At 60.5% G+C, this 24,824-nt stretch carries 24 protein-coding genes and 1 tRNA gene; 10 read left to right on the top strand and 15 right to left on the bottom strand.

Annotation, left to right across the window (positions count from 1 at the left end; genetic code table 11):
* Positions 1–7 precede the first annotated feature (7 nt).
* From G449_RS15965 to queF, 3 genes are all read right to left on the bottom strand, one after another.
* Positions 8–1,153 (bottom strand): hypothetical protein, encoded by a 1,146-nt coding sequence (locus G449_RS15965; protein ID WP_022658095.1) that lies wholly within the window; start codon positions 1,151–1,153, stop codon positions 8–10.
* A gap of 34 nt (positions 1,154–1,187) precedes the next feature.
* Positions 1,188–2,951: a lipid II flippase MurJ gene (locus tag G449_RS15960; RefSeq protein WP_022658094.1), complete on the bottom strand. Its 1,764-nt coding sequence runs from the start codon at positions 2,949–2,951 to the stop codon at positions 1,188–1,190.
* A 171-nt stretch (positions 2,952–3,122) separates the two neighbouring features.
* Positions 3,123–3,626, bottom strand: coding sequence for a preQ(1) synthase (queF, locus tag G449_RS0104365; RefSeq protein ID WP_022658093.1), 504 nt, complete (start codon positions 3,624–3,626; stop codon positions 3,123–3,125).
* 213 nt (positions 3,627–3,839) lie between these two features.
* Between queF and G449_RS18045 the strand changes: the two genes are divergently transcribed.
* From G449_RS18045 to G449_RS0104345, 4 genes are all read left to right on the top strand, one after another.
* Positions 3,840–4,673: a MogA/MoaB family molybdenum cofactor biosynthesis protein gene (locus G449_RS18045; protein ID WP_022658092.1), complete on the top strand. Its 834-nt coding sequence runs from the start codon at positions 3,840–3,842 to the stop codon at positions 4,671–4,673.
* A 9-nt stretch (positions 4,674–4,682) separates the two neighbouring features.
* The gene (locus G449_RS0104355) at positions 4,683–5,576 is read left to right on the top strand and encodes a UbiA-like polyprenyltransferase (RefSeq protein ID WP_022658091.1); all 894 of its coding nucleotides are present in this window, start codon (positions 4,683–4,685) and stop codon (positions 5,574–5,576) included.
* A 10-nt stretch (positions 5,577–5,586) separates the two neighbouring features.
* On the top strand, positions 5,587–6,180 hold the full coding sequence (gene yjgA / locus G449_RS15950; RefSeq protein WP_022658090.1) for a ribosome biogenesis factor YjgA: 594 nt from the start codon (positions 5,587–5,589) through the stop codon (positions 6,178–6,180).
* Between the two features lie 111 nt (positions 6,181–6,291).
* A tRNA-Thr gene (locus tag G449_RS0104345) sits at positions 6,292–6,367 on the top strand.
* 120 nt (positions 6,368–6,487) lie between these two features.
* On the opposite strand, the gene G449_RS0104340 is transcribed toward G449_RS0104345, so the two are convergent.
* Positions 6,488–6,979: a hypothetical protein gene (locus G449_RS0104340; protein ID WP_245559812.1), complete on the bottom strand. Its 492-nt coding sequence runs from the start codon at positions 6,977–6,979 to the stop codon at positions 6,488–6,490.
* A 152-nt stretch (positions 6,980–7,131) separates the two neighbouring features.
* Here G449_RS0104340 and G449_RS0104335 point away from each other — a divergent pair, with 152 nt between their 5' ends.
* Positions 7,132–7,875, top strand: a complete 744-nt coding sequence (locus tag G449_RS0104335) for a potassium channel family protein (RefSeq protein WP_022658088.1) — start codon at positions 7,132–7,134, stop codon at positions 7,873–7,875.
* Positions 7,876–7,954: 79 nt separating this feature from the next.
* On the opposite strand, the gene G449_RS0104330 is transcribed toward G449_RS0104335, so the two are convergent.
* From G449_RS0104330 to G449_RS0104315, 4 genes are all read right to left on the bottom strand, one after another.
* Positions 7,955–9,112 carry an ABC transporter permease gene (locus G449_RS0104330; protein ID WP_022658087.1) on the bottom strand — a complete coding sequence of 386 codons (1,158 nt, stop codon included), beginning with the start codon at positions 9,110–9,112 and terminating at the stop codon, positions 7,955–7,957.
* Positions 9,112–10,239, bottom strand: a complete 1,128-nt coding sequence (locus tag G449_RS0104325; protein ID WP_022658086.1) for an ABC transporter permease — start codon at positions 10,237–10,239, stop codon at positions 9,112–9,114. Before G449_RS0104325 ends, G449_RS0104330 begins: the two co-directional genes overlap by 1 nt.
* A 63-nt stretch (positions 10,240–10,302) precedes the next feature.
* Entirely contained in the window at positions 10,303–12,144 is a 1,842-nt protein-coding gene (locus G449_RS0104320) for an ATP-binding cassette domain-containing protein (protein WP_022658085.1), read from the bottom strand.
* A complete protein-coding gene (locus tag G449_RS0104315) occupies positions 12,141–13,136 on the bottom strand; it encodes an HlyD family secretion protein (RefSeq protein WP_022658084.1) in 996 nt (331 codons plus the stop codon). The genes G449_RS0104320 and G449_RS0104315 overlap by 4 nt, the downstream gene beginning before the upstream one ends.
* 108 nt (positions 13,137–13,244) lie before the next feature.
* Between G449_RS0104315 and G449_RS15945 the strand changes: the two genes are divergently transcribed.
* Entirely contained in the window at positions 13,245–14,813 is a 1,569-nt protein-coding gene (locus G449_RS15945; RefSeq protein WP_022658083.1) for a DUF1254 domain-containing protein, read from the top strand.
* Positions 14,814–14,835: 22 nt separating this feature from the next.
* The gene (locus G449_RS0104305) at positions 14,836–15,378 is read left to right on the top strand and encodes a hypothetical protein (protein ID WP_022658082.1); all 543 of its coding nucleotides are present in this window, start codon (positions 14,836–14,838) and stop codon (positions 15,376–15,378) included.
* Between the two features lie 34 nt (positions 15,379–15,412).
* On the opposite strand, the gene G449_RS0104300 is transcribed toward G449_RS0104305, so the two are convergent.
* Positions 15,413–16,180 (bottom strand): SPOR domain-containing protein, encoded by a 768-nt coding sequence (locus G449_RS0104300; RefSeq protein ID WP_022658081.1) that lies wholly within the window; start codon positions 16,178–16,180, stop codon positions 15,413–15,415.
* A 242-nt stretch (positions 16,181–16,422) separates the two neighbouring features.
* On the opposite strand from G449_RS0104300, the gene G449_RS15940 reads away from it, so the two are divergent.
* On the top strand, positions 16,423–17,418 hold the full coding sequence (locus tag G449_RS15940; RefSeq protein ID WP_022658080.1) for a hypothetical protein: 996 nt from the start codon (positions 16,423–16,425) through the stop codon (positions 17,416–17,418).
* Between the two features lie 114 nt (positions 17,419–17,532).
* Here the strand turns inward: G449_RS15940 and hypB are convergent, their stop codons facing one another.
* Positions 17,533–18,198, bottom strand: coding sequence for a hydrogenase nickel incorporation protein HypB (gene hypB, locus G449_RS0104290; RefSeq protein ID WP_022658079.1), 666 nt, complete (start codon positions 18,196–18,198; stop codon positions 17,533–17,535).
* A gap of 118 nt (positions 18,199–18,316) precedes the next feature.
* Positions 18,317–18,670 (bottom strand): hydrogenase maturation nickel metallochaperone HypA/HybF, encoded by a 354-nt coding sequence (locus G449_RS0104285; RefSeq protein WP_022658078.1) that lies wholly within the window; start codon positions 18,668–18,670, stop codon positions 18,317–18,319.
* A 192-nt stretch (positions 18,671–18,862) separates the two neighbouring features.
* On the opposite strand from G449_RS0104285, the gene G449_RS0104280 reads away from it, so the two are divergent.
* The gene (locus G449_RS0104280; RefSeq protein WP_159060428.1) at positions 18,863–19,711 is read left to right on the top strand and encodes a tetratricopeptide repeat protein; all 849 of its coding nucleotides are present in this window, start codon (positions 18,863–18,865) and stop codon (positions 19,709–19,711) included.
* A 40-nt stretch (positions 19,712–19,751) separates the two neighbouring features.
* Complete coding sequence (locus tag G449_RS0104275; RefSeq protein ID WP_022658076.1) at positions 19,752–20,492, top strand: AMIN domain-containing protein; 741 nt, start codon at positions 19,752–19,754, stop codon at positions 20,490–20,492.
* Between the two features lie 143 nt (positions 20,493–20,635).
* Here the strand turns inward: G449_RS0104275 and proC are convergent, their stop codons facing one another.
* Genes proC through G449_RS0104255 form a run of 4 tightly spaced genes read right to left on the bottom strand, consistent with a single transcriptional unit; the run spans position 20,636 to position 24,650 of the window.
* Complete coding sequence (gene proC / locus G449_RS0104270; protein WP_022658075.1) at positions 20,636–21,433, bottom strand: pyrroline-5-carboxylate reductase; 798 nt, start codon at positions 21,431–21,433, stop codon at positions 20,636–20,638.
* Between the two features lie 4 nt (positions 21,434–21,437).
* Entirely contained in the window at positions 21,438–21,854 is a 417-nt protein-coding gene (gene ndk, locus G449_RS0104265) for a nucleoside-diphosphate kinase (protein WP_022658074.1), read from the bottom strand.
* A gap of 2 nt (positions 21,855–21,856) precedes the next feature.
* Positions 21,857–23,272, bottom strand: a complete 1,416-nt coding sequence (locus G449_RS15935) for a divergent polysaccharide deacetylase family protein (protein WP_051135385.1) — start codon at positions 23,270–23,272, stop codon at positions 21,857–21,859.
* 49 nt (positions 23,273–23,321) lie between these two features.
* Positions 23,322–24,650: a S41 family peptidase gene (locus G449_RS0104255; protein ID WP_027180701.1), complete on the bottom strand. Its 1,329-nt coding sequence runs from the start codon at positions 24,648–24,650 to the stop codon at positions 23,322–23,324.
* Positions 24,651–24,824: the final 174 nt, after the last annotated feature.

Raw genomic sequence — 24,824 nt, 5'->3', positions numbered from 1 at the left:
GATCTCCTTATCTTCCGCCCTCTTGCACCGAGGGATTACTTTCCTTGCCGGCCGTTTGCCCTTCCAGCGCGCCCAGCACTTCGCGCAGCGCCAGCACGCATTCTTCCACGGCCTGAGCCGCAGAAGCGGCGTCCGAATCATTCACGGCCCACTGCATTGCATGCGCGGCAGAGACCAGCCGCTCCGCGCCCACGCAGGGCGCTGCTTTTTCAAGAATCCGCCCCAGGCGGCACAGGTTGTCCGCGTCTTCCAGCGCATAGAGGCGCAACAGCAGATCAGGGGCCGGGGCAAACGTTCTGCCGAACATTCCCGCCGTAACGCGCCATGCTTCTGGGCGGCGCAGCAAAAAGGCCCGCCCAAGTTCGGCGCTCACAACAGCCCCGGCTGCGATATCTTCGCTCAAGGGTGCGGCGTTCCCGCCCTGCGCTTCGGCGGCTGGCTGCGATGATGCCTCATGACTGCGGGCTGTATTATCCCCAGTCGAGCCTGATTCAAAAATATCTGCAAGGCCGGGTTCCGATGGTGCCGCAGGAGCCGAATCAGCAACAGGTTCAGTGCCGGACGCCGCAGTCCCGCGCGGTGCTGTACGCTCCAGCAGCAAGGCTTTCAGCCGGGCCAGATCGCCCCAGTGCCAGAGCAGGGCCAACAAGACCAAAGTTGAAAACAGGGCGGAAAGACAAAAACGCGCCACTTCCCGGCGGGCCTTCTGGGCCAGATCTTCATCAGTAATGCGGGGCGAAAGGTACACTTCCACCGAGCCCACGAGGCGGCCTTCCATCTTGAGCGGGTTCATCCCCTGCACACTGTTTTCCGCAATTTCATCGTCCCAGGGGATGGGTTCCCACTGGTAGTTGCGCCGCTGCCCTTCCAGCATGCCACGCGGTGTCTGCACCTTGATGGCGTAAATGGATTCATCGGTCATGGCCGCCATAACGATTGCGCGCGCGGTCAGTTCGTCCAGCTCCCAGGCGGGCAGGGAAAGCAGAGCCGCCAGTTGCGCTGCGGTACGTCCGGCCTCGCTGCCAAGGCGGTTTTCCGCCTCCTGCCTGTCCTCGTTGACGTTCCAGACGCCAAGCAGCAGGAACAGCAGCAAAGCCGCAACCCATACGGCGAGGGCAAGCCTGCGGCGCAGAACATGAGAGATATTGGGCATATGCTTTGCCGCGAGAGCCACGCTCCCGCTCTCCTTACTGTTGGTGTGGTCTGCCATGCAGACGGTGCGCCAGTGCGCGGGCAGCCGCAAGGGCGTCAGCATCGCGCAGAACAAACAGACAAAAAGCCCAGACTGTTGCGCCGCCAATGATGGCAAGGGCAAGCCCCAGCCACATACTGCGCCCGTCCAACAGTTCCAGCAATTGCCATGCGGCAAAGGCCGTGGCCGCCGCAGCGGCGAGTTGCCGCAGCACCGCCCCCGCCGGGGGCAGGCAAACGCTGGCAGATGACGTGCCAGCGGAACTTTTTTTCAACGCCCTACCCAGAATGCACAGCAAAAAGCCGCATTGCAGCCACATGCCAAGGCTCACGGCCAGCGCCGGGGCCATGACGCCAAGACTGCCCGAAAGACTATGAACCAGTGCGGCCCCGACCGCAAGCGTAGCAACCACGGCCCATACGGCGCTGACCGCTGTGCGCCGCACCTCGCCCAGCGCGTTGCAGGCCGCCAGCAAGGAACGGTTGACGGCAAAGGCGGGCAAGCCCGGCAAATAGGCCCACAGGGCAAGGCCTGTTTCGTAAGAGGCGTTGTCGCCAAAGGCTCCGTGGCGCAGCAGACCTTCCACAAGGCGCGGCCCCACGGCCCACAATCCTGCGGCTGCGGGCAGGCTCAACAGCAGGGTCAAACGCAGGGCCGTGCGCAGCTGCTCTGAAAAAAGCGAAAATTCTCTGGCAGCGGCAAGACGGCTCAGTGTGGGCAGGCTAGCCATGCCCAGACACACGCCTACCAGTCCAAGGGGCAGTTCGAGCAGCCGTTCGGCATAGTAGAGGGCAGCCACCTGCCCCCGGCCCAGACTGGACGCCAGCGACATGGCAGCCAGCATGGCAAGCTGCGGGGCGGATGCCCCAAGCAGGCCCGCGGGCAGACGGCCAAGGCAGTTCCAGGCGAGGGATGCCGCGCGGCTGCGCAGCGTGGCCCCATCCCGGCTCTCGCTGCCCGGCGCTGCATCCGGCCCATCGACAGGCCCGGCATTATGCAGCGGCAACAACCGACGCACGGCCAGCCACTGCACCAGCCACTGTGCAATACCGCCGCAAAGCATGCCCACGGCCAGAGCCGGAGCCGCAGGCAGCAGGCCCAGAGCAGCCGCCCCTGCAAAACACAAAATGACAATATTGAACAGGGCAGGAGAAACAGCGGGCAGCCAGAACACGCCAAGGCTGTGCAAAAGAGCCATGCCCAGAGCCGCCATACCCGCCGCCAGCGTGTAAGGCAGGCAGATACGCAGCAGGTATATGGCCTCCTGCCGTTCCGGCCCATAAAAACCGGGAGCCAGAATATCAGTAAGCCAGGGGGCGGCCACCAGCCCAAGCACCGTGAGCAGGGTCAGCACAAGGCCAAGCCTCACAGCCAGAGCGCGGGCCAACAGGCGCATGCTGCGACTGCGCTCCGCCGCCACGGCATGGTCGGGCGATGCGCCCATGCGCTCCAGATGCACAAGGCTTGCCGTCAGCGTCATGGAAAGCGAGCCTTCGCCCAGCATGCGGCGCAGCACATGGGGCAGCCGCATGGCAGCTACCAGCGCATCGGCGGCAGCGCCGCCGCCCACAAGCCAGGCCATGCTCATGTCGCGCAAAAGGCCAAGCACACGCGAAACAAGGGCAAAGCCGCCCAAAAGAGCCGCCGTGCGCGCAATGCCGCCAGAATGCCCGGGGCCGTGCTCGGCAGGGCCGGAAGCGCAAGATGAGGGGGATTCCCCTCCCTTGCCATGCGCGCAGCCGCTTTCAGAAGCGATCATTATTCCTCGTTTCAGCCATGCAAAAAAATCAGGGCAGCGCGCCGCTGGGCAGTTCTGGGCGCGCTCACGTCAAAACAAGTGGCCTGCAAGCTGTTTGCAACAAAGATATTCCACTTCCGGCGGCATTATTTTGCTAGCAATACAATGCTGCCGGAAGCAAAAGTCTTGCAATTACGGGCGGTGCGGATCGGGTTCGGACTTCCACGCAGCCACGGCTTCACGCACAAGGCGGTTCTGCTCTTCGGGCAGGGTGTCCTTGAAAGTTTCGGCAAACACGTGGATGCGCGTGCCGCCGCGCGGCGCAAACAGCCCCTTGACCCGGCACCAGCAGGGATTGAGCAGGGTGCGCAGGTCTTCCAGCACGTTGTTGGTGATGGTTTCCATAAACGACTGGTGATTGCGGAAGGCGAACATATAGAGCTTGAAGCTCTTGGATTCCACGCACAGCTCATCGGGAATGTACTCCACCGTGATGGTGCCGCAGTCGGGCTGGCCGGTCACCGGGCAGAGCGAGGTAAATTCGGGAAAGCTGATGCTGATCACATAGGGGCGCTGGGGAAAGCAGTTGGGAAAGGCCTCCAGCAGGGCTACGCTGGGGCCGCCCTCCGGGGACTGAAGGCGGCCTGTGCCAAGAACCTTCAGGTCCTGGGTCTGATCCTGGCTGCGGGTACTCATGGGGATACTCCTTAAAATACACGGAAATGACGCTGCCGTGCAGCGCTGGGGGGCCGCCGGGGCGACGGACGCGGCATGCGCGGGCGAAAGGCCTCACTGGCTGCGCAAACGCAGGCGCGTATCGGACTTGTAACCCATTGCGCTTGCGGCTACAATAATCTATTGCCCACTCCAATCCGATACCATCCATCGGCCAGTTCCCCGGAGCAACGTATGAATATCCTGCTGCACGTACACGCCTGCAAGCGGGGCCAATGTCTGCCCCTGCTGCCTGTTGCCGCCACGGATTCCGATTTTTGCCGCAGTCACGGCCTCATGACGCCCGAGCCGTGGGCAATGCCCCACCTGCGGGTGGGCACATGCTTTTGCGGGGCCTGCGGCACAGCCCTGCTCAAGGTTACGGGGCGCGCATGGATTCCCCTGCTGCCCAACGTGGCAAACCCCGGCGGCAACGGGGAGAAACCGTGGCAGGCAAGCCACGCGGTGCAGTGCCTGCTGTTGACTGCCCTGACGGATCTGCCCGAAGGCCCGCTGGAAGTAACCGCCAGAAAAACCGGCTACAGCCTTGCCTGGATAACCCTGTCGGACAAAGGCGCGCGCGGCCAGCGGCTGGATTTGAGCGGCCCCGCCATTGCCGAAATGGTCGGCTCCGCCATGCCGCTGAGCCACAGCCAGGGATTTTTGCTGCCGGATGAAGCCGCGCAACTGCGCGCCCTGCTGACGGAGCTTGCCCTGAGCCAGGGTTTTGACCTTATCTGCACCACCGGCGGCACCGGGCTTTCGGCGCGAGATATCACGCCGCAAACCACTGCCGCCCTGCTCGATACGCCCTTGCCGGGCTTTACTCAGGCCATGCTGGCCGCCAGCCTTGCCAAAACGCCCCACGCGGTTATTTCGCGGGCGGCAGCGGGCACGCTGGGGCAAAGCATCATCATTAACCTGCCGGGCAGCCGCAAGGCCGTTGTGGAAAACCTTGCCGCCGTACTGCCCGCCCTGCCCCACGCCCTTGCCAAATTGCAGGGCGACCCCGCCGACTGCGGCGGTTAAGGAGAACACATGGGCTTTTTTCCGCGTTCCGGCATGAGGCTTTCCACGCCTTTTGGCCAGTTTGGCGACATTTGCCGGATGATCAAGATTGAGCATTCCATTTTTGCGCTGCCCTACGCCTGGGCAGGGGCGGTATTGGCAGCACGCGGCCTGCCCTCTGCGCGCAGCCTGATTTTTCTGACCATCGGCATGATCGCGGCGCGCTCATTCGCCATGGCCTTCAACCGGCTGGCCGATCTGCCCTTTGACCGCGACAACCCGCGCACACAGGGGCGCCCCCTGGTAACGGGCGTTATCAGCAAGGGGCAGACATGGGCCTTCTGCACGCTCATGGCAGTTATCTTTATTGGCTCCTGCGCGGCGCTGAACACAGTCTGCCTGTGGCTTTCCGTGCCTGCGCTGCTGTTTGCGGCCATCTACAGCCTGCTCAAGCGCTTTACGGCCCTGTGCCACTTCTGGCTGGGCGCGACGCTGGGGCTGGCTCCGCTGGCTGGCTGGCTCTCGGTCAATCCCGCAAGCCTTGGCCTTGCGCCTGTGCTGCTGTTCTGGGCCGTCACTTTCTGGGTCGCGGCATTTGACATCTATTATGCTTTTCAGGACATGGATTTTGACGTGGCCTTTGAGCTGCATTCCGTGCCTGCTTCTTTCGGGCCGGACACGGCCCTGACGCTGGCCGCGTTTTCGCATGCCATGACGTCCATCTTTCTGCTGCTGGCGGGCTTTGCCGCCGGGCTTTCCTGGCCCTGGTACGTGGTGTGGTTCGGCATCAGCGTCATGCTGCTTGTGGAACACAGGCTCATGAAACCGCAGGATCTGCGCCACGTGAATACGGCCTTTTTTACCATCAACGGCATCATTTCGCCGGTCGTACTGGCTGGCGTGTTGCTGGGCATCTATATCTGACGGAGAGGCAATGCCGCGCAAAAAACAGTACCAATGGAAATCCAGCGATGAGGCGGAAGGCTTTGACTTGCCGCCCAGCCGCTCTGAAAAAAAACGCCAGAGCCTTGCCCTGCAAAACATGGGCGAAGAACTGACGCGCCTTGGCCCGCAGGAAGTCAAAAACCTTGACCTGCCCGCAGACCTCAGGGAAGCGCTGCAACTTTACGCCCGCATAGGCGACCACGAAGGCCGCCGCCGCCAGATGCAGTTTATTGGCCGCGTCATGCGCGAGATTGACCCCGCGCCCATCCGCGCCATGCTGGATGCCCGCCGCGAGGTCTCCGCAGCCGCCACCGCAGCCCTGCATCAGGCAGAGCAGTGGCGCGACCGCCTGCTGGGTGCTGACCAGGGAGAACTTGCGGACCTGGTGGCAACATTGCTGACCGCAAGGGCACTGCCGGAGCAGGACGCAGAAGAGCCAGAGGCCACGGGCAAGGCCGCTCTGCCAAGCCAGGAAGAACTTCTGGCCATGACCCTTGCCGCCCGCAAGGAAACTGCGGAGAACACCTCTCCGCAGGCCCGCCGCGCGCTTTTTCGCGCCATCCACGGCATGCTGAAAGCGTAATCCCGGTGATTTTGGCCTCCCAACCCTGTGCTTTTTCATAAAAATAAAAAAATTGCGCAGGAATGCTTGACGATCAGCTACGGTTAGGATAGAAGCTTTCTTCGTTGCTACGCCCTTGTAGCTCAGTCGGTAGAGTGCATCCTTGGTAAGGATGAGGTCAGCAGTTCAATCCTGCTCAAGGGCTCCACAAAAAATCAAAGGACTTACGGAGTAATCCGCAAGTCCTTTTTTTGTATCCTCGTCTGACTGGGATTTCAGACAAAAAAAGCCGCCCATACGGACGGCCCAAAATCATAAAAATTGCGCATCAGGGAAGCTGCGTCGGTTGCGGCACCAAGGCCCGGTACGGGCCGCGCATGCTGTACACAAAGTTTGCCATGCGCGCATCGCCGCTGATCACGAGCATTAGCAAAAGCTTGGACTGCGCATCTTCGCGCACAATGCCGTAGCCCTTCACGCCCTTTTGCTCAAAGGTAAATTCCCACTGGCCATTGCTGCGAAAAACAGGCGTTGAACCCTGCAAGCGTTTGGCATTGCCCCTGGCGGCCTGCTCGGCCTCGCCAGCATTGGCAGGCCCCACAATAATGAGCGCAGAACTTTTGTGATCCTTCTGCCCCATCACAACCTGCACGGCTTCCTGCACCTTGGTAGGGCCATTCACCACCACCCAGTCCGCGGGCAGATCAAGGCTGTAATATTTTGTTGTCAGGGGCGCGGCCTGCGCCTGCGCTGCAAGCAGAACCGTCAGCACAAGCAGGGGCAAGCTCCGCATAACAAGCCGGATAAATTTTTGGGGCATGGCAGTCTCCATTGCATTCCTAGGATGCCGGAGTGTACGGCTCTCCTTCCCGCCTGTCCACACGCCATGCGGCGGTTATCTGCATCGATAAGAGCGCGCGCCCTCTTGCCGGGGAAGATTCATGCCTGTAGTATGCGCGAAATGAGGATAGTATGCTGAAACTACGAGCACTGCGCGCCCGGCTTTACGAAAATCGTTTTGAACTGCTCATGCTTTCGCTGTGGTGCGTGTTCATCCTGAACATAGTATTTCCGGACAACATATACCGGGGCATAGCGCAGGCAATCTATCTGCCCATACAGTTGCTCGCGGCTCTTGTGCTTTTTGAATTCAAACCGCGCATTCTGCGGCTCGCCCTGTTTTTCGGCGCGATGCTCATTGTGGGCCGGGCCATGGATCTGTTTTTTATCAAGACCATGAAAGAGGAATTGCTGCTGCTCTATCTGTGTTTTTTCGGCAGCATCATGTTTGAGGTATTCCGGCAGATATCCCACGCGCAAATGTTTACGACCAAAATCGTTTACGCTGCGGTGTGCGGCCTGTTGCTCATTGGCTATTGCGGCTATTTTCTGTTTCTGTCCATCGAGTTCCATCAGCCGGGTTCTTTCAATGGGCTGGGCGCGGGCGACCAAGCGGCCAACGACCTGTTTTACTTCAGCTACGTGACCATCCTCACCATCGGCTACGGAGATATCACGCCTAAAACCTGGATTGCCAAAAATGCCACAGTGCTTGTGGGTTTTACCGGCTATCTCTATTCCATTGTCGTTATTGCCCTTATCGTGGGCAGGGCCCACCGCACGCCGCGCAGCGCCGTTGCCCCCACAAAAAAGCCTGCCCCGCTGCCTGCGCGCTCTCCGCAATCATCTTCCGCCAAAAAACCGCCGGAAGCCTGACCCCCTCCTGATTCCGCAACAGCTTCACGCCAGAGGTCATCAGCACAGTACCCCCTATGAGGGGCATCAGGCCACCCGCTCAGGCCTTGCGCTTGAACATCCACACGGCAACGCCCACCGCCACCGCGCTGATGCAGGCAATCTTGCCAAGGCTTACCGCTGCCGCAGCCACGGTTATATCTTTGAGAAAAACCCCCTGCACAATGGTGGTGAAATGCCGCATGGGGTTCAACTGGCTGGCGTATTGCAAAAATGGCGGCATGTTGATGACGGGCGTAACCGCACCGGAAATAAGAATGCACGGCACCCCTACGGTAAAGGCCCCCAGAAAGGCCTGCTGCTGCGTGGCCGAAAGCGATGACACCATCAGCCCCACCCCGCCCGAAGCCATGGCAAAAACCAGCATGGCCACATAGAGCAGCACCAGAGAGCCGGTAAATGGTACCCCGAAACCGAAAATGGATATGAGCAAAAAAATTGTGCCGTGCACCAGCCCCACCAGACAACCCGGCACTAGTTTGGCAAGGGCGATCTCCGTAGGGGTGGCCGGAGAAACCAGCAACTGGTCAAAGGTGCCCACCTCGCGCTCCCGCGCTACGGAAAGCCCCGTCACCACCAGCCCCAGCATAAAGCCCAGCATGCCTATAAGGTTGGGCAAAAAGAACCACTGAAATTCCAGATTGGGGTTGAACCAGCAGCGCACGCGCACATCCAGCTTGGGCGCGCCGCCTGCGTCAGTTGCAGCGCCGAGCGCCATTTGCCCCCGTGGCGTGGATTCCCCAATGCCGCGCACAATGGTTTCAAGATAATAGGAGGCAATCTGCGCCGCATTGGAGCGCCTGCCGTCAAGTATCACCTGCATCTGCGCTGGCGCACCTGCATCGACCCTGCGGGAAAATTCATCATCAAACACCATGACAAACAGGGCTTTTTGCCGCTCGATGGTCGGGCGAATATCCGCCTCGCCATCCAGAAATGTCACGCTGCGGAAGGTATGCGACCCCTGTAGCCTGCGTACGATCTCGCGGCTCCAGTTGCCGCTGTCCTGGTTGAGCACGGCCACATCCACATTGCGCACTTCCATGGTGGCCGCCCAGCCAAACACCACAATCTGCATGAGCGGCGGCACAATAATGAGCATGCGCGAAACCTTGTTGCACAGCAGTACCAGCAGTTCCTTGCGCACAATGATCGCCATGCGCCGCAGGTTCAGACGGGGCAGCGTTATCCTTGCCATCACGCATCCAGCCTTTTGACAAGATTGCGGTACACCAGCCCCAGCAATACCGAGGCTAGCAGCCCCATGAACAGCAGGCTGGGGCCAAACACGCCCCACACGTCCCCGGTCAGGAAAATGGTGCGCAAACAGGTATTGAAATAGCTGGCGGGCAAAAGCCGCGTCAGGGACTGAAGCACGGGCGGCATGCTGTTGATGTCAAACACAAAGCCCGAGAGCAGCAATGCGGGCAAAAAGCCGGAGAAAAGCCCCGCTTCAGCCGCCACCAGTTGCCCGCGCAGGGTTACGGAAATCAGCAGCCCCTGCCCCAGCGCGCTCAGCATGAATACGGACGCCAACAACACAAGCACCCACAGGGAGCCGCGAAAGGGCACGGCAAAAAGCGTCACCGCCGCCACCGCGCACAGGGCCATGCTGAACATGCCCATGCAGAAATACGGGATCAGCTTGCCCAGCAGCAGTTGCATGCGGCTCACGGGCGTTGCGAACATGGCCTCCATGGTGCCGCGCTCCCACTCTCGCGCAAATACCAGGGAGGTCAGCAGGGTGCCGATAAGGGTCATGATGACCGTGATGGCCCCCGGCACAAGGAACTGCACGCTCTTGGCGGCAGGGTTGTACCAGAAGCGGAGCTGGATATTGATGGGCAGCGCTGCTGCAACGCCATCCGGCAAGGCCGTGCGCTGCCAGGACATAATCAGCCCCTGGCTGTAGCTCTGGATGTATTGGGCGGTATTGGGCTCTGACCCGTCCACAAGCACCTGTACGGCCCCGGCGCTGCCCCGCTCAAGCTGCTCGTCAAAATCCTGCTGGATCACCAGTATGCCCTGCACCACAGAATCGCGCATCATGCGCCCTGCATCAGCCATGGTGCCCACTGGCCGCGTGGCAAACCACGGGGAATGGGCAAAATCCGCTGCGAGGCTCAGCGAATGCCGCCCGCCGCTCTGATTCAGCACGCCCAGCCGCAGCACGCCCGCATCCAGCGTGATGCCGTAGCCAAAGAGCAGCAGAAAAATGAACGGCAAAACTCCGGCCACTAGATAGGACGAAGGATCGCGCATGATCTGCTGAAATTCCTTGCCCACAAGGGCAAATAACTGTCGTAACCAGATGTTGCGTAGCATAGGGCCTGATTCTTGGTTGTATATCCCGGCAGCAGCGGTTTGCAAAAAAATCGCGCAAGGCGGCTACTGCGGATGCTCCCTGTCGTATCTTTCAATGTTGGCAATAAAGGCTTCTTCCAGCGTGGGGTCTTCCACCTCTGTGCAGGATGCCTTGAGTTCGTCCGGCGTCCCCATGCTGATCATGGCTCCGCGATAGATCAGCGCGATGCGGTCGCAGTATTCCGCCTCTTCCATGAAGTGGGTCGTCACCAGCACAGCGGCCCCGGCTGTGGTCATGGCGGAAATGTGCTTCCAGAAATCCCGGCGGGTGCGCGCGTCCACGCCAGAGGTCGGCTCGTCAAGAAACAGCACGGGCGGCTCGTGCAGGGTGGCACACAGCAGGGCCAGCCGCTGCTTTTGCCCCAGCGGCAATGATCCTGTGCGACTGCGCAGATAGGGCTGCAATTCCAGTGCCTCGGCCAGTTCGGGCAAAAGGGCGTTGCGCCGCTCCCTGGACAGGCCGTATAACTCGGCAAAAATGGTGATGTTTTCACGCACGGGAATATCCGGGTACAAAGAGAACTTCTGCGCCATGTAGCCCAAGCGTGAGCGGGCCTCGCTGCCCGCGCTCAACAGATCTACCCCGTCCACGGCGCAACTGCCGGATGTGGGGCGCGAAAGCCCGCAGAGCATACGGAATGTGGTGGACTTGCCCGCCCCGTTTGGCCCGAGCAGGCCAAAAATTTCGCCGGGCCGCACATCAAAGGAAATATCGCGGGCCGCCACAAATGCGCCAAACCGTTTGGTGAGGTTGCGGGCCGAGATGGAAAAAAGCGGGCCGGAAGCAGTGGGAGAAGCGGACAAAACTACATCTGGCGAAGCCGCCGCCGAGGGCGCAAGATCGATACGGCCATCATCGCTGTCCTGAATGCCGGAGTGGTTGCCGCCGTTGTGGGCCACATGCAGTTTGCCGTAGGGCGAAGGACTCTGGTTGATGCCCCCTACTGCGCTCATATAGGCGTCTTCCAGCCGTGGGGACACGGCCTCGCCGCCACGGGCCAGCACCTCGCGCCGCAGATCGTCAGGGGCATTTGCCGCCAGCACCAGCCGGATGCGGCTGCCCTGAATAAGGGCATCTTCAATGCCAGGGCGCATGGTCCAGAGGGTCAATTCCTTTTTATGCGTCCCCGCATCAGCCCGCAGCAGAAAAACCCGCCCTTCGGCCCGCGCGGTGAGTTCCTCCGGCGGCCCGGCAAACAGTACGCGGCCACTGTCCAGCATGACCACGCCGGGGCAGCGCTCGGCCTCGTCCAGATAGGCGGTGGACCACACAACAGTCATGCCCCCCTGACTCAGATCCTGCACCATGCGCCAGAGTTCGCGGCGCGACTGCGGGTCAACGCCCACGCCGGGCTCGTCAAGAAGCAGCAGGCGTGGCGAACCCAGCAGGGCGCAGGCAATGCCCAGTTTCTGCTTCATGCCGCCAGACAATCTGCCCGCAAGGCGCTCGGTAAAAGGGGCCAGGCTGGTGAATCCCAACAGCTTTTCAAACACGCGGTCGCGCTCTGCCCCTTCAAGCCCGCGCAGGCTGGCATGCAGCCGCATGTTGGCCATGACGGAAATATCCTCATACAGGCCAAAGCGCTGCGGCATGTAGCCAATGCTGTTGGGCTGGCTGCGCATTAGCTCTGCCGGGCTTTGCCCAAAGAGGTTTGCGCGCCCCTCGCTTGGCGGCATAAGGCCCGCCATGATGCGCATGAGCGTGGTTTTGCCCGCCGCGTCAGGCCCCACCAGTCCGGTGATGCGCCCGGCGGGGATGACCGCGTTCACGCCGTCCAGAGCGGTGACGGCCTCGCGCCCCTTGCCGAAGCGCATGACCAGCCCCTCCAGACAGACGGCCTGGGCATCGGGGGCGCTGCCGCTCATGGCGCGGGCGTATCCTGCAAAATGATGGTCACGGGCATGCCCTGCCGCATGACGTTTTCCGGATCCTGCGCCTGCACGCGCAGCCGGTAGACCAGAGCCGTGCGCACCTCGCGCGTTTCAACGGTCTTGGGGGTAAATTCCGCCGTGGGCGAAATAAAGCCCACCGTGCCGGAAAAGCTTTTTCCCGGCGCCGCGTCCACCAGAATCTTAACAGGCATGCCGGGTTTGACGCGTCCCAGATTGGGTTCGTCCACATAGGCCCGCAGCCACAGGGGGTCGGTAAGGGTGAGGGTGTACACGGTCTGCCCGGCCTGCACTATGGCCCCGGCCTCGCGGGCGCGGGTGAGTACAATGCCCTTTTGCGGCGCGGCAAGCACGGCATCGCGCAACTGGATTTCCGCATGATTGAGGGCTGCGGCGGCAGCGGCCACCGCCGCCTTTTGCGCCAGCACTTCCTCTTCCCGGTAGCCGGAGAGCAGCATGTCCAGCTGGTCCTGATTGGAACGCAGCTTGGCGCTGGCCTCGCTGTACTGGGCGCGGGCGTTGTCCAGATCTTTTTGCGAAATGGCGTTGGAAACGCGCATGGCCGCCACGCGATTCAGGTTGATCTGCGCGTTTTCAGCCAGGGCGGCAGAGCCGCTCACCGCAGCGCGGGCCTGAGCGATTTCTTCCACGCGGTAGCCTCGCTCAAGACGCAACAGGGAGGCCTGCTGCCTTTCAAGCTCGGCGGCGGCCTGATCGCGCTGCTGGGTCAGCAGATCATCATCAATCCTGGCCAGTGCCTGACCGGGGACAACGGCATCGCCTTCGTCAACAAGCACACTTGCAATGCGCCCGTTAACTCGAAAGCTCAGGTCAACCTGCCGTATGTCCACATTGCCGTACAGCACAAGCTGATCGCCATCGTGCCGCAGCCACTGCCACAACAAAAAAACAGCCAGCAGCACAGCCAAAGCCGCGCCAAGGCCCAAAACCTTACGGGGGACAGTCATATTCCTCCCAGCTTGCATCCACCGCAAGCAGTACCGCGCCAGATAGTTTTATGCCGGGGCCATGCGCCCCGCCGACAGCCAGAATAGCTAGTGGAGGAGGCCTTGTCCATGCTGCGCAGCACATGCAATAGAATAGTTGATTTCAGCGGGTTTGTGGTGCAAGCAAAAAGAGCGGCACTGCAATGCAGCGCTCAGGCCTTTAACAATACCGGGGGCATCATGACAAACCATTCGCCTGTTTTCAGCATCGCCAGGGTTATGAGGGTTACAGCGATGCTTGCACTCACCTTGATCCTGTGCGCTCCGGTCAGCCCCGCCGCGCAACAGCCGAAAGAATTTCCCGATGCCGCTACGGTAGAAAACATCGCCGCTCAAGGCTTTGTTTACGGCCTGCCTATAGTAATGCACTACGCAGTTACCTATGAATACTCCGTTGACACAAAGTCCCCGCAGTACAAAGCGCCCTTCAACGCCCTGCGCAACGGGGCGCGGGTGTTCACCTACAAGGATACCGTGGTCATCACGCCCAACAGCGACACGCCCTACTCCTTTGCCTGCCTTGACCTAAGAGCCGAACCGGTGGTCATTACCGTGCCGAAGGACACGGACGGACGGTATTTCAGCGTGCAGCTTGTGGACGCCAATACTTTCAACTTTGGCTACATCGGCAGCAGAACAACGGGCAACGGCGGGGGCAGCTATCTTGTCGCAGGGCCGGAATGGAAGGGCACAGCGCCTGCGGGCATGCAAGTGTTCCGCTCCAATGCGCAGTTTGCCATGGCCCTGTTCCGCACCCAGCTGTTCAATCCCGCAGATATTGAAAATGTGCTGAAATTCCAGACAGGTTACGCCGTAAAACCCCTCTCGGCCTTTTTGGGGCAAACACCGCCCCCGGCGCTTCCCATGCCGCCCTTCCCCAATATCGGGCAGGATTTTGTAAAGCCGGAATTTTTTGATTATCTGGCCTTTGCGCTGCAATTTGCCCCGGCCGGGCCGGAAGAAACCTCTCTCCGCGCCCAGCTTGCCAGTATTGGCGTCGTTGCGGGCAAACCTTTTGTGTTTGATGCCCTGCCCAAGGATGCGCAGGCAGCACTGCTGCGCGGCCTGCAAAAAGGCGCGGGCATGGTCGATGCCGCCGTCACAAGGCCGGGTATTCGCGTGAACGGCTGGAAGATGAGTTCTCCCTTTGGCAACAGGGAGTACTTTCACGGTAATTGGTTGATCCGGGCAGCCGGGGCCAAGGCGGGCATTTACGGCAATGATGCCGAAGAAGCCGTTTATCCCATGACCAAAACTCTGGCCGATGGCAGCCCGCTTGACGGAAGCAAGCACAAGTACCGCATGACCATTCCCGCCGGGCAGTACCCTCCGGCCAAGGCTTTCTGGTCTGTGACCATGTACGACGGCAATACCCAGTTGCTCATAAAGAATCCCATCGACCGCTATCTGATCAATTCCCCCATGCTGCCGGACATGAAAAAGAATCCCGATGGCTCGCTTACCATCTTGATCCAGCGCGATTCTCCTGGCAAAGCGCACGAGAGCAACTGGCTGCCAGCGCCGGACGGCCCGATCTTTCTTGTAATGCGCCTGTACTGGCCTGAAACCGAAGGGCTCTCCGTGCTGCCGCTGGGCAAGGGAACCTGGCAGCCCCCCAAGGTGGAATTGAACGACTGAGCACGCAGCGCAAAAGGATCATATGACGTTTCATTTCACAGTGCGCCCTGCAATATGGGCGGTCATGCATGCTGCCATCTGGCTGGCCCTGATGGCAGCAGCGCAGACCGCAAGGGCCGAAAACTACGGCTGGTTTTCACTTGAAGCACCCCAGGGCTGGCAGGCCGAAGCCCCGTCAACCCTGGCGGGAGCGTGGGTGCTTGCGCTCACCGGGCCGGAAGAGGCCGTCCATGTGCGCATCATGGTAGGCAAAACCGCAGGGCCGCCGGATGCGGCTGACGTGGCAGGATTGCTGCGCGCCGCCGCCGGGGTGCGGGAGCCTGTGCGCAGGGCTGATGCCCAGTATGTTTTCAGAGGGAAAGACGCAATGGGAGTGGACACGGCCTGTATTGTGGGAGCGGATCAGCAGGCGGGCGTATACATGGCCGTGCTGTGCAGCGGCGATGTTGACCGGGCAGAAGACCTGCTGGCCGCACTGCGCGGAGGGTCAAACCCCGGCATGCTGCCCGTACGGCATGCCGTGCGCGGCAGTATTGAACCCCGTTTTCTGCCCGTTGCGCAATAAACGGCAACGGGTAGGCCGGGGAAAAGACAAAAAATTACTGTTGCAGCACTGGTTTACGGCTGCGCTGTATGGGCTTGCCCAGCCCCATGCCTTCTGTGGAGCGCAGCACCTCTGCGGCTCTGGCCTCATCGCCGCGCAACAACACCAGCACCACATAGAGTTTGCCCGAGCGCTCCATCTTTGTACGCATTCCCCTGCCCTCCAGACGCTGACGCAAAGAGTCCACAGCATCCGCATCCTTGAATGCTCCCACCTGAAACACATAATCGTACATTCCAGATGTCTGCGGCCTTGCAATGCCCCCCGGGGCCGCCTGCTGCCCTGCCGCGCCGCCCTGCGCGGCCCCTTGCGGTGCTGGCGCAACCCCGGCCTGAGCCACGCCGGCAGGTTTGGGCTGCACCGGCGTCATGGGCGGCAAGGGTTTGAGCGGGGCATCGCCCGTGGCGGCATCGTTGCGCAGCACTCTGGCAAAGCGCAGTTCCTCGGCGGCCAGCACCTTTTGCTTGGGTTCGCTTGTTCCCTCATCTGCGCCGGGGGCTTGATCGCCGCCCAGGGCATGCGGGTCATCGTCCGGCGCGGTTGCGGACGAAGGGGCGCTTGCCCCAGACATGCCCGACCTGGCCGCAATGGGTTGCGGATGCGCCTTCCAGTAGGCCCTGCCGCTCATAACCCCGCCAAGGTATGCCAGCACCACTGCCGCCACCACCAGGAAGCCCGCCGCCAGCAAGGATGAAGGGCGCAGGCACAGGCATTTCTTATCATTTGCCTGATCCGATGAAGGCTGACGGGTAGCAGGAGGCATGGAATCTCCGGATGTTGGGGTTTGCTGCGATAATCGTGCGCAGGGAGGGACAGAAAGAACGTTGGCGCGGGCAACCATATCAATGCATGCCGCTGGCGTAAAGTACACCAGTAATCTGGCCGACAGATCACCGCAAATGCTGCCCTATATAGTCTTTTGCAACCCGAGCTGCCGTTGCCGCTTGCGGGCCTGCCCTGCGCTCTGCTATCATGCAGACACAAGTTGCAAACATGGAGTACGCCATGACCAAGGATGTATGGTTTCTTCGCATATACGCGGCCATCTGTCTTGTGCTGGCCGGAGCGCTCTTTACTGGCGCGGCCTCTGCCGCCCATATAGCAAAACCCGGCCCTGAACCGCAAATCCTCACCATCGTCAACGCCACTGGCGAGGATATTCTGAGCATGGGCTTTCAGACTGGACGCAGTATGCATTTTGTGCGGTTTGACATGCCCCCCGCTGGGCGGGACGACATTGAAAACCCCGGCGCGGTTGCCTACCTGCGCGTGGACACAGGCCTTGCCTTGTGGATCTTCAAGGATGTGCCGCTGGCCAAGGCGCAAAGCGTGACCCTGCGCATGGGCGAAAAACCCTTGCTGGAGCTCGCTTTTTCCAAGGGTGAACAGCAACGCCTGACCGGCGAAACGCAAAGCCTGCTGCCGGGGCCGGATGCCGGCCCGGTCTGCGCACTTGACCGTTTTCGCCCCGGTATGCCCATGAAGGACGTTTGCACCCTGCTGAGCGCCACGCCGCAACGTGACGACAACGATGCCGTGCTTGCCAGCCTTGGCTTTGCGGGCATGGTCTGGGCCGCGCGGCTTGAGCCTGCCCAGCGCGGGGAAAAGCCTTCAAGCAAGACTCCCCTTGTGCTTGACCACATGGAACTGCGCCGCAAGCTGGATCAGGAAACCCTGGACAAACTGCTGAGCGCCCTTTACGAGCAAAAATACAGCCCATGGCAGGCCGAATTGCCGGGGCTGGATATCAACTTTACCCAAATGCCGTCCATGGATCTGAACAAGCAAAAGGACATGCTGCGGCAGGTGCTTGAGTATTTCATGTCTGCCAGCAAGGGCGAAGCCACCATCATGCTCGCGCCTACAGAAATGCTGCCCAAGCTTGCGGATGCCGATGCCCCGAGCAGCGATGTGCAGCTGTTCACCATCACCCTGCGCCCGGCTTCAAAAAATCTTGTGGTTGATGTTGCCGCCTATCAGGAAAGCGAAGAATCAAGATAAATTATCGATAGAATATTCCAGAGCCTGTCAACCGGACGGTCTGAACGTAAAAAGGCATCCTCAGCCAAGAGCCGGGGATGCCTTTTTGAATTTTCAGTATCAGGCTGGGGCTGTTTAAAGCCTGCCTTCCTTCTTGGCGGCGCGCATGCTCCGCAGCCAGTTGTACCAGCCTTCAAGGCCATCGCCCTTGCGGCACGAAACCTCAAAGATATCCAGCTCTTTATTGAGCTTTGTGGCAAAATTGCGGGCGCGTGCAAGGTCAAAATCCACGTAGGGCAGCAGGTCGACCTTGTTGAGCACCATTGCCTTGGCAAGGTTGAACAGCAGGGGGTATTTTTCCGGCTTGTCGTCACCTTCGGCAACGCTCAGCAGGGCGACCTTGGCGTCTTCGCCGCAGTCAAATTCCACTGGGCACACCAGATTGCCCACGTTTTCAATAAAAAGAATATCCACGCCGGTAAGGTCAAGGCTTTCCAGCGAGGTCAGAATCATGTTGCTGTCGAGGTGGCAGCCGCCGTCTGTATTGATCTGCACGGCCTGCGCGCCTGTGGCGGCAACGCGGCGGGCATCGTTATCTGTCTGGAGGTCGCCTTCCACCACCGCCATGCGGAATTCTCCGGCCAGATCGCTCAGGGTGCGTTCCAGCAGGGTGGTTTTGCCCGCGCCGGGCGAGCTGATGAGATTCAGCGACAATATTCCTTTTTCGGTAAGCAGCCGACGCACGTTATCGGCCATTTTTTCGTTGGCTTCCAATACATTGCGAACCACAGGAATTTGCATTCAATTCTCCTTGCTTGCCGTTGGTACGGCGTGGTCATGAGCCAGAAAGATAAGACAAAGGCAAAGACGGCAGTGAAAGGAGCAAACCGGCCCCCTGGAGAGCCAGAGGGCAAAAGGGTTAGCTGGCTTCCAGACGGTTGAGATACAGTTCCCTGCCCTGCTCAACCACATGCCCGAACTGCTCGCCGCAATCGGGGCACGGCAGCCAGAGTGCATCCTGCCCCTCCCCGCCAAAAACTTTACCGCATGCGGAGCAGCGCAGCCGTAGCGGAAGCTCGGTAAGCTCCAGGCGCGCGCCTTCGTGCGGGGTACCCTGCACCATGACTTCAAAACAGAATTGCAGCGACTCGGGCACAACACCTGAAAGTGAGCCGTACGTGACGTTCACAACTTCCAGACGAGTGCAACCCTGACGGGCTATTTCATCCTCAGCCATCTGCAACAGGCTTTGTGCTATGGACATTTCGTGCATGGGGTCATGCTAGCCCAAACACCCGGCCCCGTAAAGGCCAGAAGCGAATCTTGCTATTCGGCGCAAATAATGTACATTTTGCACATGCGTCGCTCAAAATTTTCTGGCGTCTTCTCATTCTCTGCCGATTGGACAGAGAGCCGCAGCAAAACGCACTACTTCGTCTGGGAGCTTCCAGACGGAGCCTTTGCGGTGCAGGAACTCAACGCCGCGTTCCAGCCTGTGGCAGAGGTGGAACGCATAAACGCAAAAACCTTTTCCCAGTCATTCAAGGCAGAGCACAATATTTTGGCTATGCCTGTGATCACGCCGGATCTCAGCCATTTTGAATCCGCCCCGCCCGCGCCAGCGCCCCACCAACCGGATGCTGCGGCAGAACAACCTGTCCTCAAGGCAGGCGCGCCCAAGGCCAAAACAGGGAGCGCGCCGCTCCAGACGCTTTCAAAGGCTAAACTGCCCGAATCTGTTGAAGTTGCCCCCGAGCAGCCCGATATGGGTCTTATTCCCTTTCCTTCCCGCACCGCCACCGGCGTCACCGCTGTTCACTATGACGAAGGCCCAGCGCCAGCTGCCGCTGCCGCGCCCAAGAGGGCCTACGACCTTGAAGCCGCCCGCAAGGCCAAGATGGTGGAGTCAAAGCTGCGGGAGACTTTTCGCCAGACATTGCTGCGCCTCAAACGCCCGCGCGAGCGCAAGGCAGCACTGCTTGCCCTTGAGCAGCTGGCGCAGACCAAGGACGGCATCATACCCGCCCACAAGCATATGTTCCGTGATTTTGGCGTACGTCTGCGCCAGAATTCCCAGCCCGACCTCGCCCTGCTTTTTTCACGCAAGGCAGTGGAACTGGCCCCCGAGGACGATCACGCCCACTTCAACCTGGCGCGCATTCTCTGTTCGCTTGGCCTGTATGACGAAGCCGCCACCCACATCGGCACGGCTTTGAGCATGTCCAGCGGAGAGCCTCTCTACTTCAAGCTGTTGGAACACATCCGCGAACTCAAACGGACGCGCAGCGCTGGCAAGCCCACGCCCCAGCGCTGAGCGCTGTTCCAACCCAAGTCATTGGCAGGAGCCTTTTGGCATGAACAAAGTAATTCTCGGTCTTCTTGTGGCAGTGTGTGTTCTGGGCATGGCGCTTATCATGCTCAATGAACGCATGCGCAAGCCTGAACCAGCAAACCCCGCAGGCATTATCGCGCCTGTCACCTCCCCGGATGCGGCCCCGCCCGCCGATGCTGGCAACCAGTCCGCCACGTCTCCTTCCCTGCATCTGCCCCCGCAGACCCAGAGCGGCATTCCTGATCTCAACGCCAGCAGCGAAGCCCCGGCCCGCGCGCCCATCCCCAGCCTTAAACCGGAGGAAAAGAGCGCCCCGGCGAGTAGCGCCGCCACTGCCGAACCCCAGCCAGCCGTTGCCAAGCCAGTGGTGCAGCCCAAACCTGTGACCCCTGTCACGGAAAAGACATCGCCAGCGGCAGAACCCGCGAAGGAGAAAGCCGCCAAGGCCGCGCCGCAGCACAAGAACATCACCAAGTTTGTGGTTCTTGCACGCGACAAGGGCGCAACAGTGCGCCTCGTGGGTGCTGCGCCCATTGTCTACAAAAATATGCAGCTCAGCGGCCCTGAACGTCTGGTTATTGATCTGGACGGCAAGTGGCAGGTCAAGGCGCCCGGCGTACCCAAGAACCCTGCGGTGACCAACGTGCGCATTGGCAAGAGCGATGACAAAACACGCATTGTCATTGACCTGACGGGCAAGATTCAGCCCAAGTTCACGCTTTCAAAGGATGGGCACACCCTGGACATCCGCCTGGATCACTAGGGCACTCCAGGGCGGCCCACGCCGCCCCGGCATCATCAGATATCTCCCAGACAGAGAAACCGGCTGTTGTTAACAACAGCCGGTTTTTATTTTCATGCCCTGTCAGGCGCAACCGTAAGCATCAGGCCAACAGCAGCAGGTGCTCAGCTTTCCATTTCCTTGCCGCGCGCGTTGGCGGCCAGCACGGATTCCACCAGCAGGCCTGCAAGGCCTGCGCGGTCAAGCACGTTCACGCCCGCGATAGTCACCCCGCCGGGGGAGCAGACATCGTCACGCAACTGCATGATGGGCGAGGTGCTCTGCTCGGCCATTTTGGCGCATCCGCCAAAAAGGGCAGTAACCATCTCGCGCGATTCTTTATGCTGAAAACCAAGGGTAACGCCAGCCTGCACCAGCCCCTGCATCATGGCAAACACATAGGCAGGCCCTGCCCCGATAAGAGCTGTGAACGCCGTGAACTTGCTTTCCGGCAGTTCCACGCACACGCCCAACGCGCCGAACAAAGCCTGAATGTCGGCCTTGCTGGTATCGGGCAGGTCAGGATCGTCAAAGCAGAGGGCGAACACACCCATACCCACAAGGGCCGGGGTGTTGGGCATGCAGCGCACCACGGGGCAACGCCCTTCAACCGCCTCGGCGAGGCGCTGAAGGCTCACGCCAGCAGCTACGGAGACCAGGGTTTTCCCGGCTGTCAGCTCTGGGCGCATCTGCGCAAGCACCTCTGCCGCCTGATAGGGTTTAACGCCCAGCACCAGCACGTCGGCGGCCTGCGCCACGGCCTGGGGGCTTTCCATAACACGCACGCCAAGCTCTTCAAGCGGGCGCATGCGTGAAGCGGTTCTGTTGAAACCGCACAGTTCGTAGCCGCCCTTGCGGGCAAGCCCGGCCATGATGGCCCCGCCCATGTTGCCGCATCCGACACAGCCGATTTTGAGCGCCATAATATTACTCCGTTATTTCCAGGCCGCTGAAGAAGTAGCCTATTTCAAAAGCCGCGGTTTCAGCGGCGTCCGAGCCGTGAACAGCATTGGCTTCCAGGCTTTGGCCATACTTGTGACGCAGGGTGCCGGGCTCCGCCTGAGCCGGATTGGTGGCCCCCATGAGGGCGCGCCAGCGGGGCACCGCGTCTTCGCCGCGCAATACAACGCAAACCACCGGGCCGGAAGACATGTAGTCGGTCAGGCTGTCAAAAAAGGGGCGCTCGCTGTGGACGGCATAAAAGCCCGCAACCTGGGCCTTGGAAAGGCGCAAGCGCTTGAGAGCCACTATTTTGAGGCCGGAAGCTTCCATGGCAGCCAGAATTTCCCCGGTCAGATTGCGCGAAACTGCGTCAGGCTTGATAATGGCGAAAGTGGATTGCATGCTTACTCCTTTTCCATGTTGTTGTTAGCAGGACAAGAACGCGCCGCAACGGCGGCTCCGTCCTGGGCCAGTTTCCAGAGTATGCGCCGCAAGGGCACCACCGCCACGCCGTCCTTGTCCTGCCAGTCGCGCAGAGCGCGCAGGGTTTCAGGATAAGGATGGCCAATGGCCACAGCCATGCCTTGAGCGCGGGCGCGGGCTGCCGCCGCGTCCAGCGCAGACAGAATAGCCGCAGTGTCGCGGCGCGTATCCAGAAAAACATCGCGTGCAAGGCCGACCAGCCCCGCCTCTCTGGCCGCAAGTGCCAGCTGGGGGTCTGGGCGCGTCACACTGTCGAGCACGGCGAGCCCTCGCCCGCCAAGCATGCTGCACAGTGCTCTGCACAGCGAAATATCGCCAGTAAAAGCTGACCCCATGTGGTTGTTGAGGCCAATCACCGAGGGCAAAATCCGCAGATTTTCCTCAAGCACGGTCTGCACCTCCTGCGCGCTCATACTGGTGAGCAGCGCTCCGGGGCCAGGGTCCGGCCTGCCATGCAAGGCCCGAGGCAGGGCCTCCATGGGCTGGTGCAACAGGCAATCAAGCCGACGGGTTAACGCTATCCCGGCTGTTTCCTGCGCATGCGGCGACCTCGGCCAGATGGCCAGAGTCACCGGAAACGGCAACGAGGCAAGAGCTTCTGCGGATTCGAGCCTCTGGCCCATGTCATCAATGACAATAGCCAGGGCCTCCGGCGGCAGTGGTTGGGCCAAATCTGAAAGCTGCCCCTCCCGACCAGGAAAGCTAACAACATAGTATACCAGATGATTGAGTAGGACTTCAAGCGTTCCTTGCGGCGTCCAGTGCACCTCGGCGCGCACTCCTGCCCTTTCCAGAACAGAATTTTGATCGCGCAGCCCCTGAAGCAGAGCCAGCCCAAGGCGCAGTGGCGCGCATGGACCGCTGACGATGAACTGCCGCAGATCCGCCGCGCTGGCATATGTAGCGGCATATGCCGCCTGCCCTGCGGAAGTGGTGGGAATGGGAGGAATGGTTGCCCCGGAGGGCAATTGCGATGTTTCGACAGACAAATTTTCTTGCAAAGCGAGCTGCTGCCACTGCGCCTGAGGTAAGGCCAGCGGGAGTGTACGCGCAAGCAACGCGTCCACACTTTCCAGAGCCAGCGCCCTGTCAAAACCCGGCCCGCTGTCATGCGCGCCTGCGGATTTGTGGGCAACAGCAAAGGGCAAAGCCGCGCCCGACGCAGCCTCCTGCTTCTGGGCCGGGGCTTCCAGTTGCCAATAAACCCAGCAGGATATGGCCAGGCTACATATAAGCCACAGCAGGCCGCCCACGGCAAGCTGCGCAGACGCAGACAGCCCCCCGGCGAACCGCAAGGATCCGGCCAGAAGGCTGTCTGATAACTTTGTGTCGCGCAAAGGCAACACCCTGTTTATTCCTGCCCGCCCGCCTTACGCGGTTACGGGGTTAATTCCTGATTTCCCGCATCTTGGGGAGGCTCTTGACCATTTGCAGGGCCATGCGCAACTGGTTGTCGCGCGCGAGCTGCTCGGCGGCATCTTCCTTGCTGTTCTTGGCCTTGGAAGATTTTTTATCCTTGCCGTTTTCAATGTGACGGTTCAGATCCTGCTCGCGCACCATAAGGCGGGAGTTATCCTTGTCGTCCGTGCGGGGGGCTTCAAACGGCACTTCCACATCAGGCACAACGCCTTCGGCCTGAATGGAGCTGCCGCTGGGCGTGTAGTACAGGGCAACAGTAAGCTTGAGGCCGGAGCCGTCAGAGAGCGGGATGATGTTCTGCACGGATCCCTTGCCGAATGAACGCTCACCCACTGTGAGGGCGCGCTTCTGGTCGCGCAGGGCGCCAGCCACGATTTCAGAGGCGGAGGCGGAACCGGCGTTGATCAGCACAACCATGGGGGCGTGGATATCATCGCCCTGCTTTTTGGCTTCGTACACACGGTCAGTATTGTCGCGCCGTCCCTTGATGGAAACGACGACGCCCTTGTCGAGGAACGTGTCAGAAACGCTCACGGCCTGATCAAGCAGCCCGCCGGGGTTATTGCGCAGGTCAAGCACAATACCCTTGATGCCGCCGGAATTCTTGGTTTCCTTTTCTGCCGCCTTAAGAGCGTCGCGCAGTTCTTCGGTGGTGCGCTCAGAAAAACGCGTGAGGCGAATCCAGTAATACCCGTCCTCGAGCTTCTTGGACTTCACGCTGATAAGCGGAATGGCATCGCGCACAAGGCGGACAGTCTGCGGAGCCTTGGCATCGCTGTGCAGGATGGCAAGCTCCACCTCCGAACCCTTGGGGCCACGAATGCGGGAAACAACTTCCTGCAACGAGAGTTCCTGCGCGGGCTGCCCGTTGATGGACAGAATAATATCGCCAGATTTGAGCCCGGCCCGGTACGCAGGGGTGTCCTCAATGGGAGTCACCACTGTAACCTGACCGTTCTCCATGGAAATTTCTATGCCAATACCAAAGAATTCGCCGGAGGTGGTCTCCTGCATTTCTTTGTATTCTTCGGCGTTCATAAAGGTGGAGTGCGGGTCAAGGCCCTGGAGCATGCCTTTGACCGCGCCATTGATAAGGTCGCCCTGCGTCACATCACGCACGTAATAACGCTCCACCAGATCAAGAACCTGACTGAAGCGCTTGAGCGCATCAAACTTACTGGGGGCTTCCTTGGACGTTTCCTTTTTTTCGGCGCACTGGGGTGCGCCCGGCAGGGCGACCACGCCGCCCACGGCAAGCAGAAGCACAAGAAGGCTAAGACGGACAAGAAGACGCATAACAACGATCTCCACGCGGACGTAATGAACGAACACAGCGCCGCAAGCCCAAAAAGCCGCAACGCAGGGGGTGCTGCAACGCCAGCCAATGGAGGGGCCGCGCACCAGCCGGATAGTGCCCCTTTTCATGCTAAATTGCAAATCAAAAAGGCGCGTGTTGCGCCTTGCAGGCCA

Origin of the sequence: Desulfovibrio desulfuricans DSM 642 (genome assembly GCF_000420465.1) — a bacterium.
In the GTDB taxonomy this organism is placed as follows: domain Bacteria; phylum Desulfobacterota; class Desulfovibrionia; order Desulfovibrionales; family Desulfovibrionaceae; genus Desulfovibrio; species Desulfovibrio desulfuricans.
This window is presented reverse-complemented; position numbering and strand designations above follow the sequence as displayed.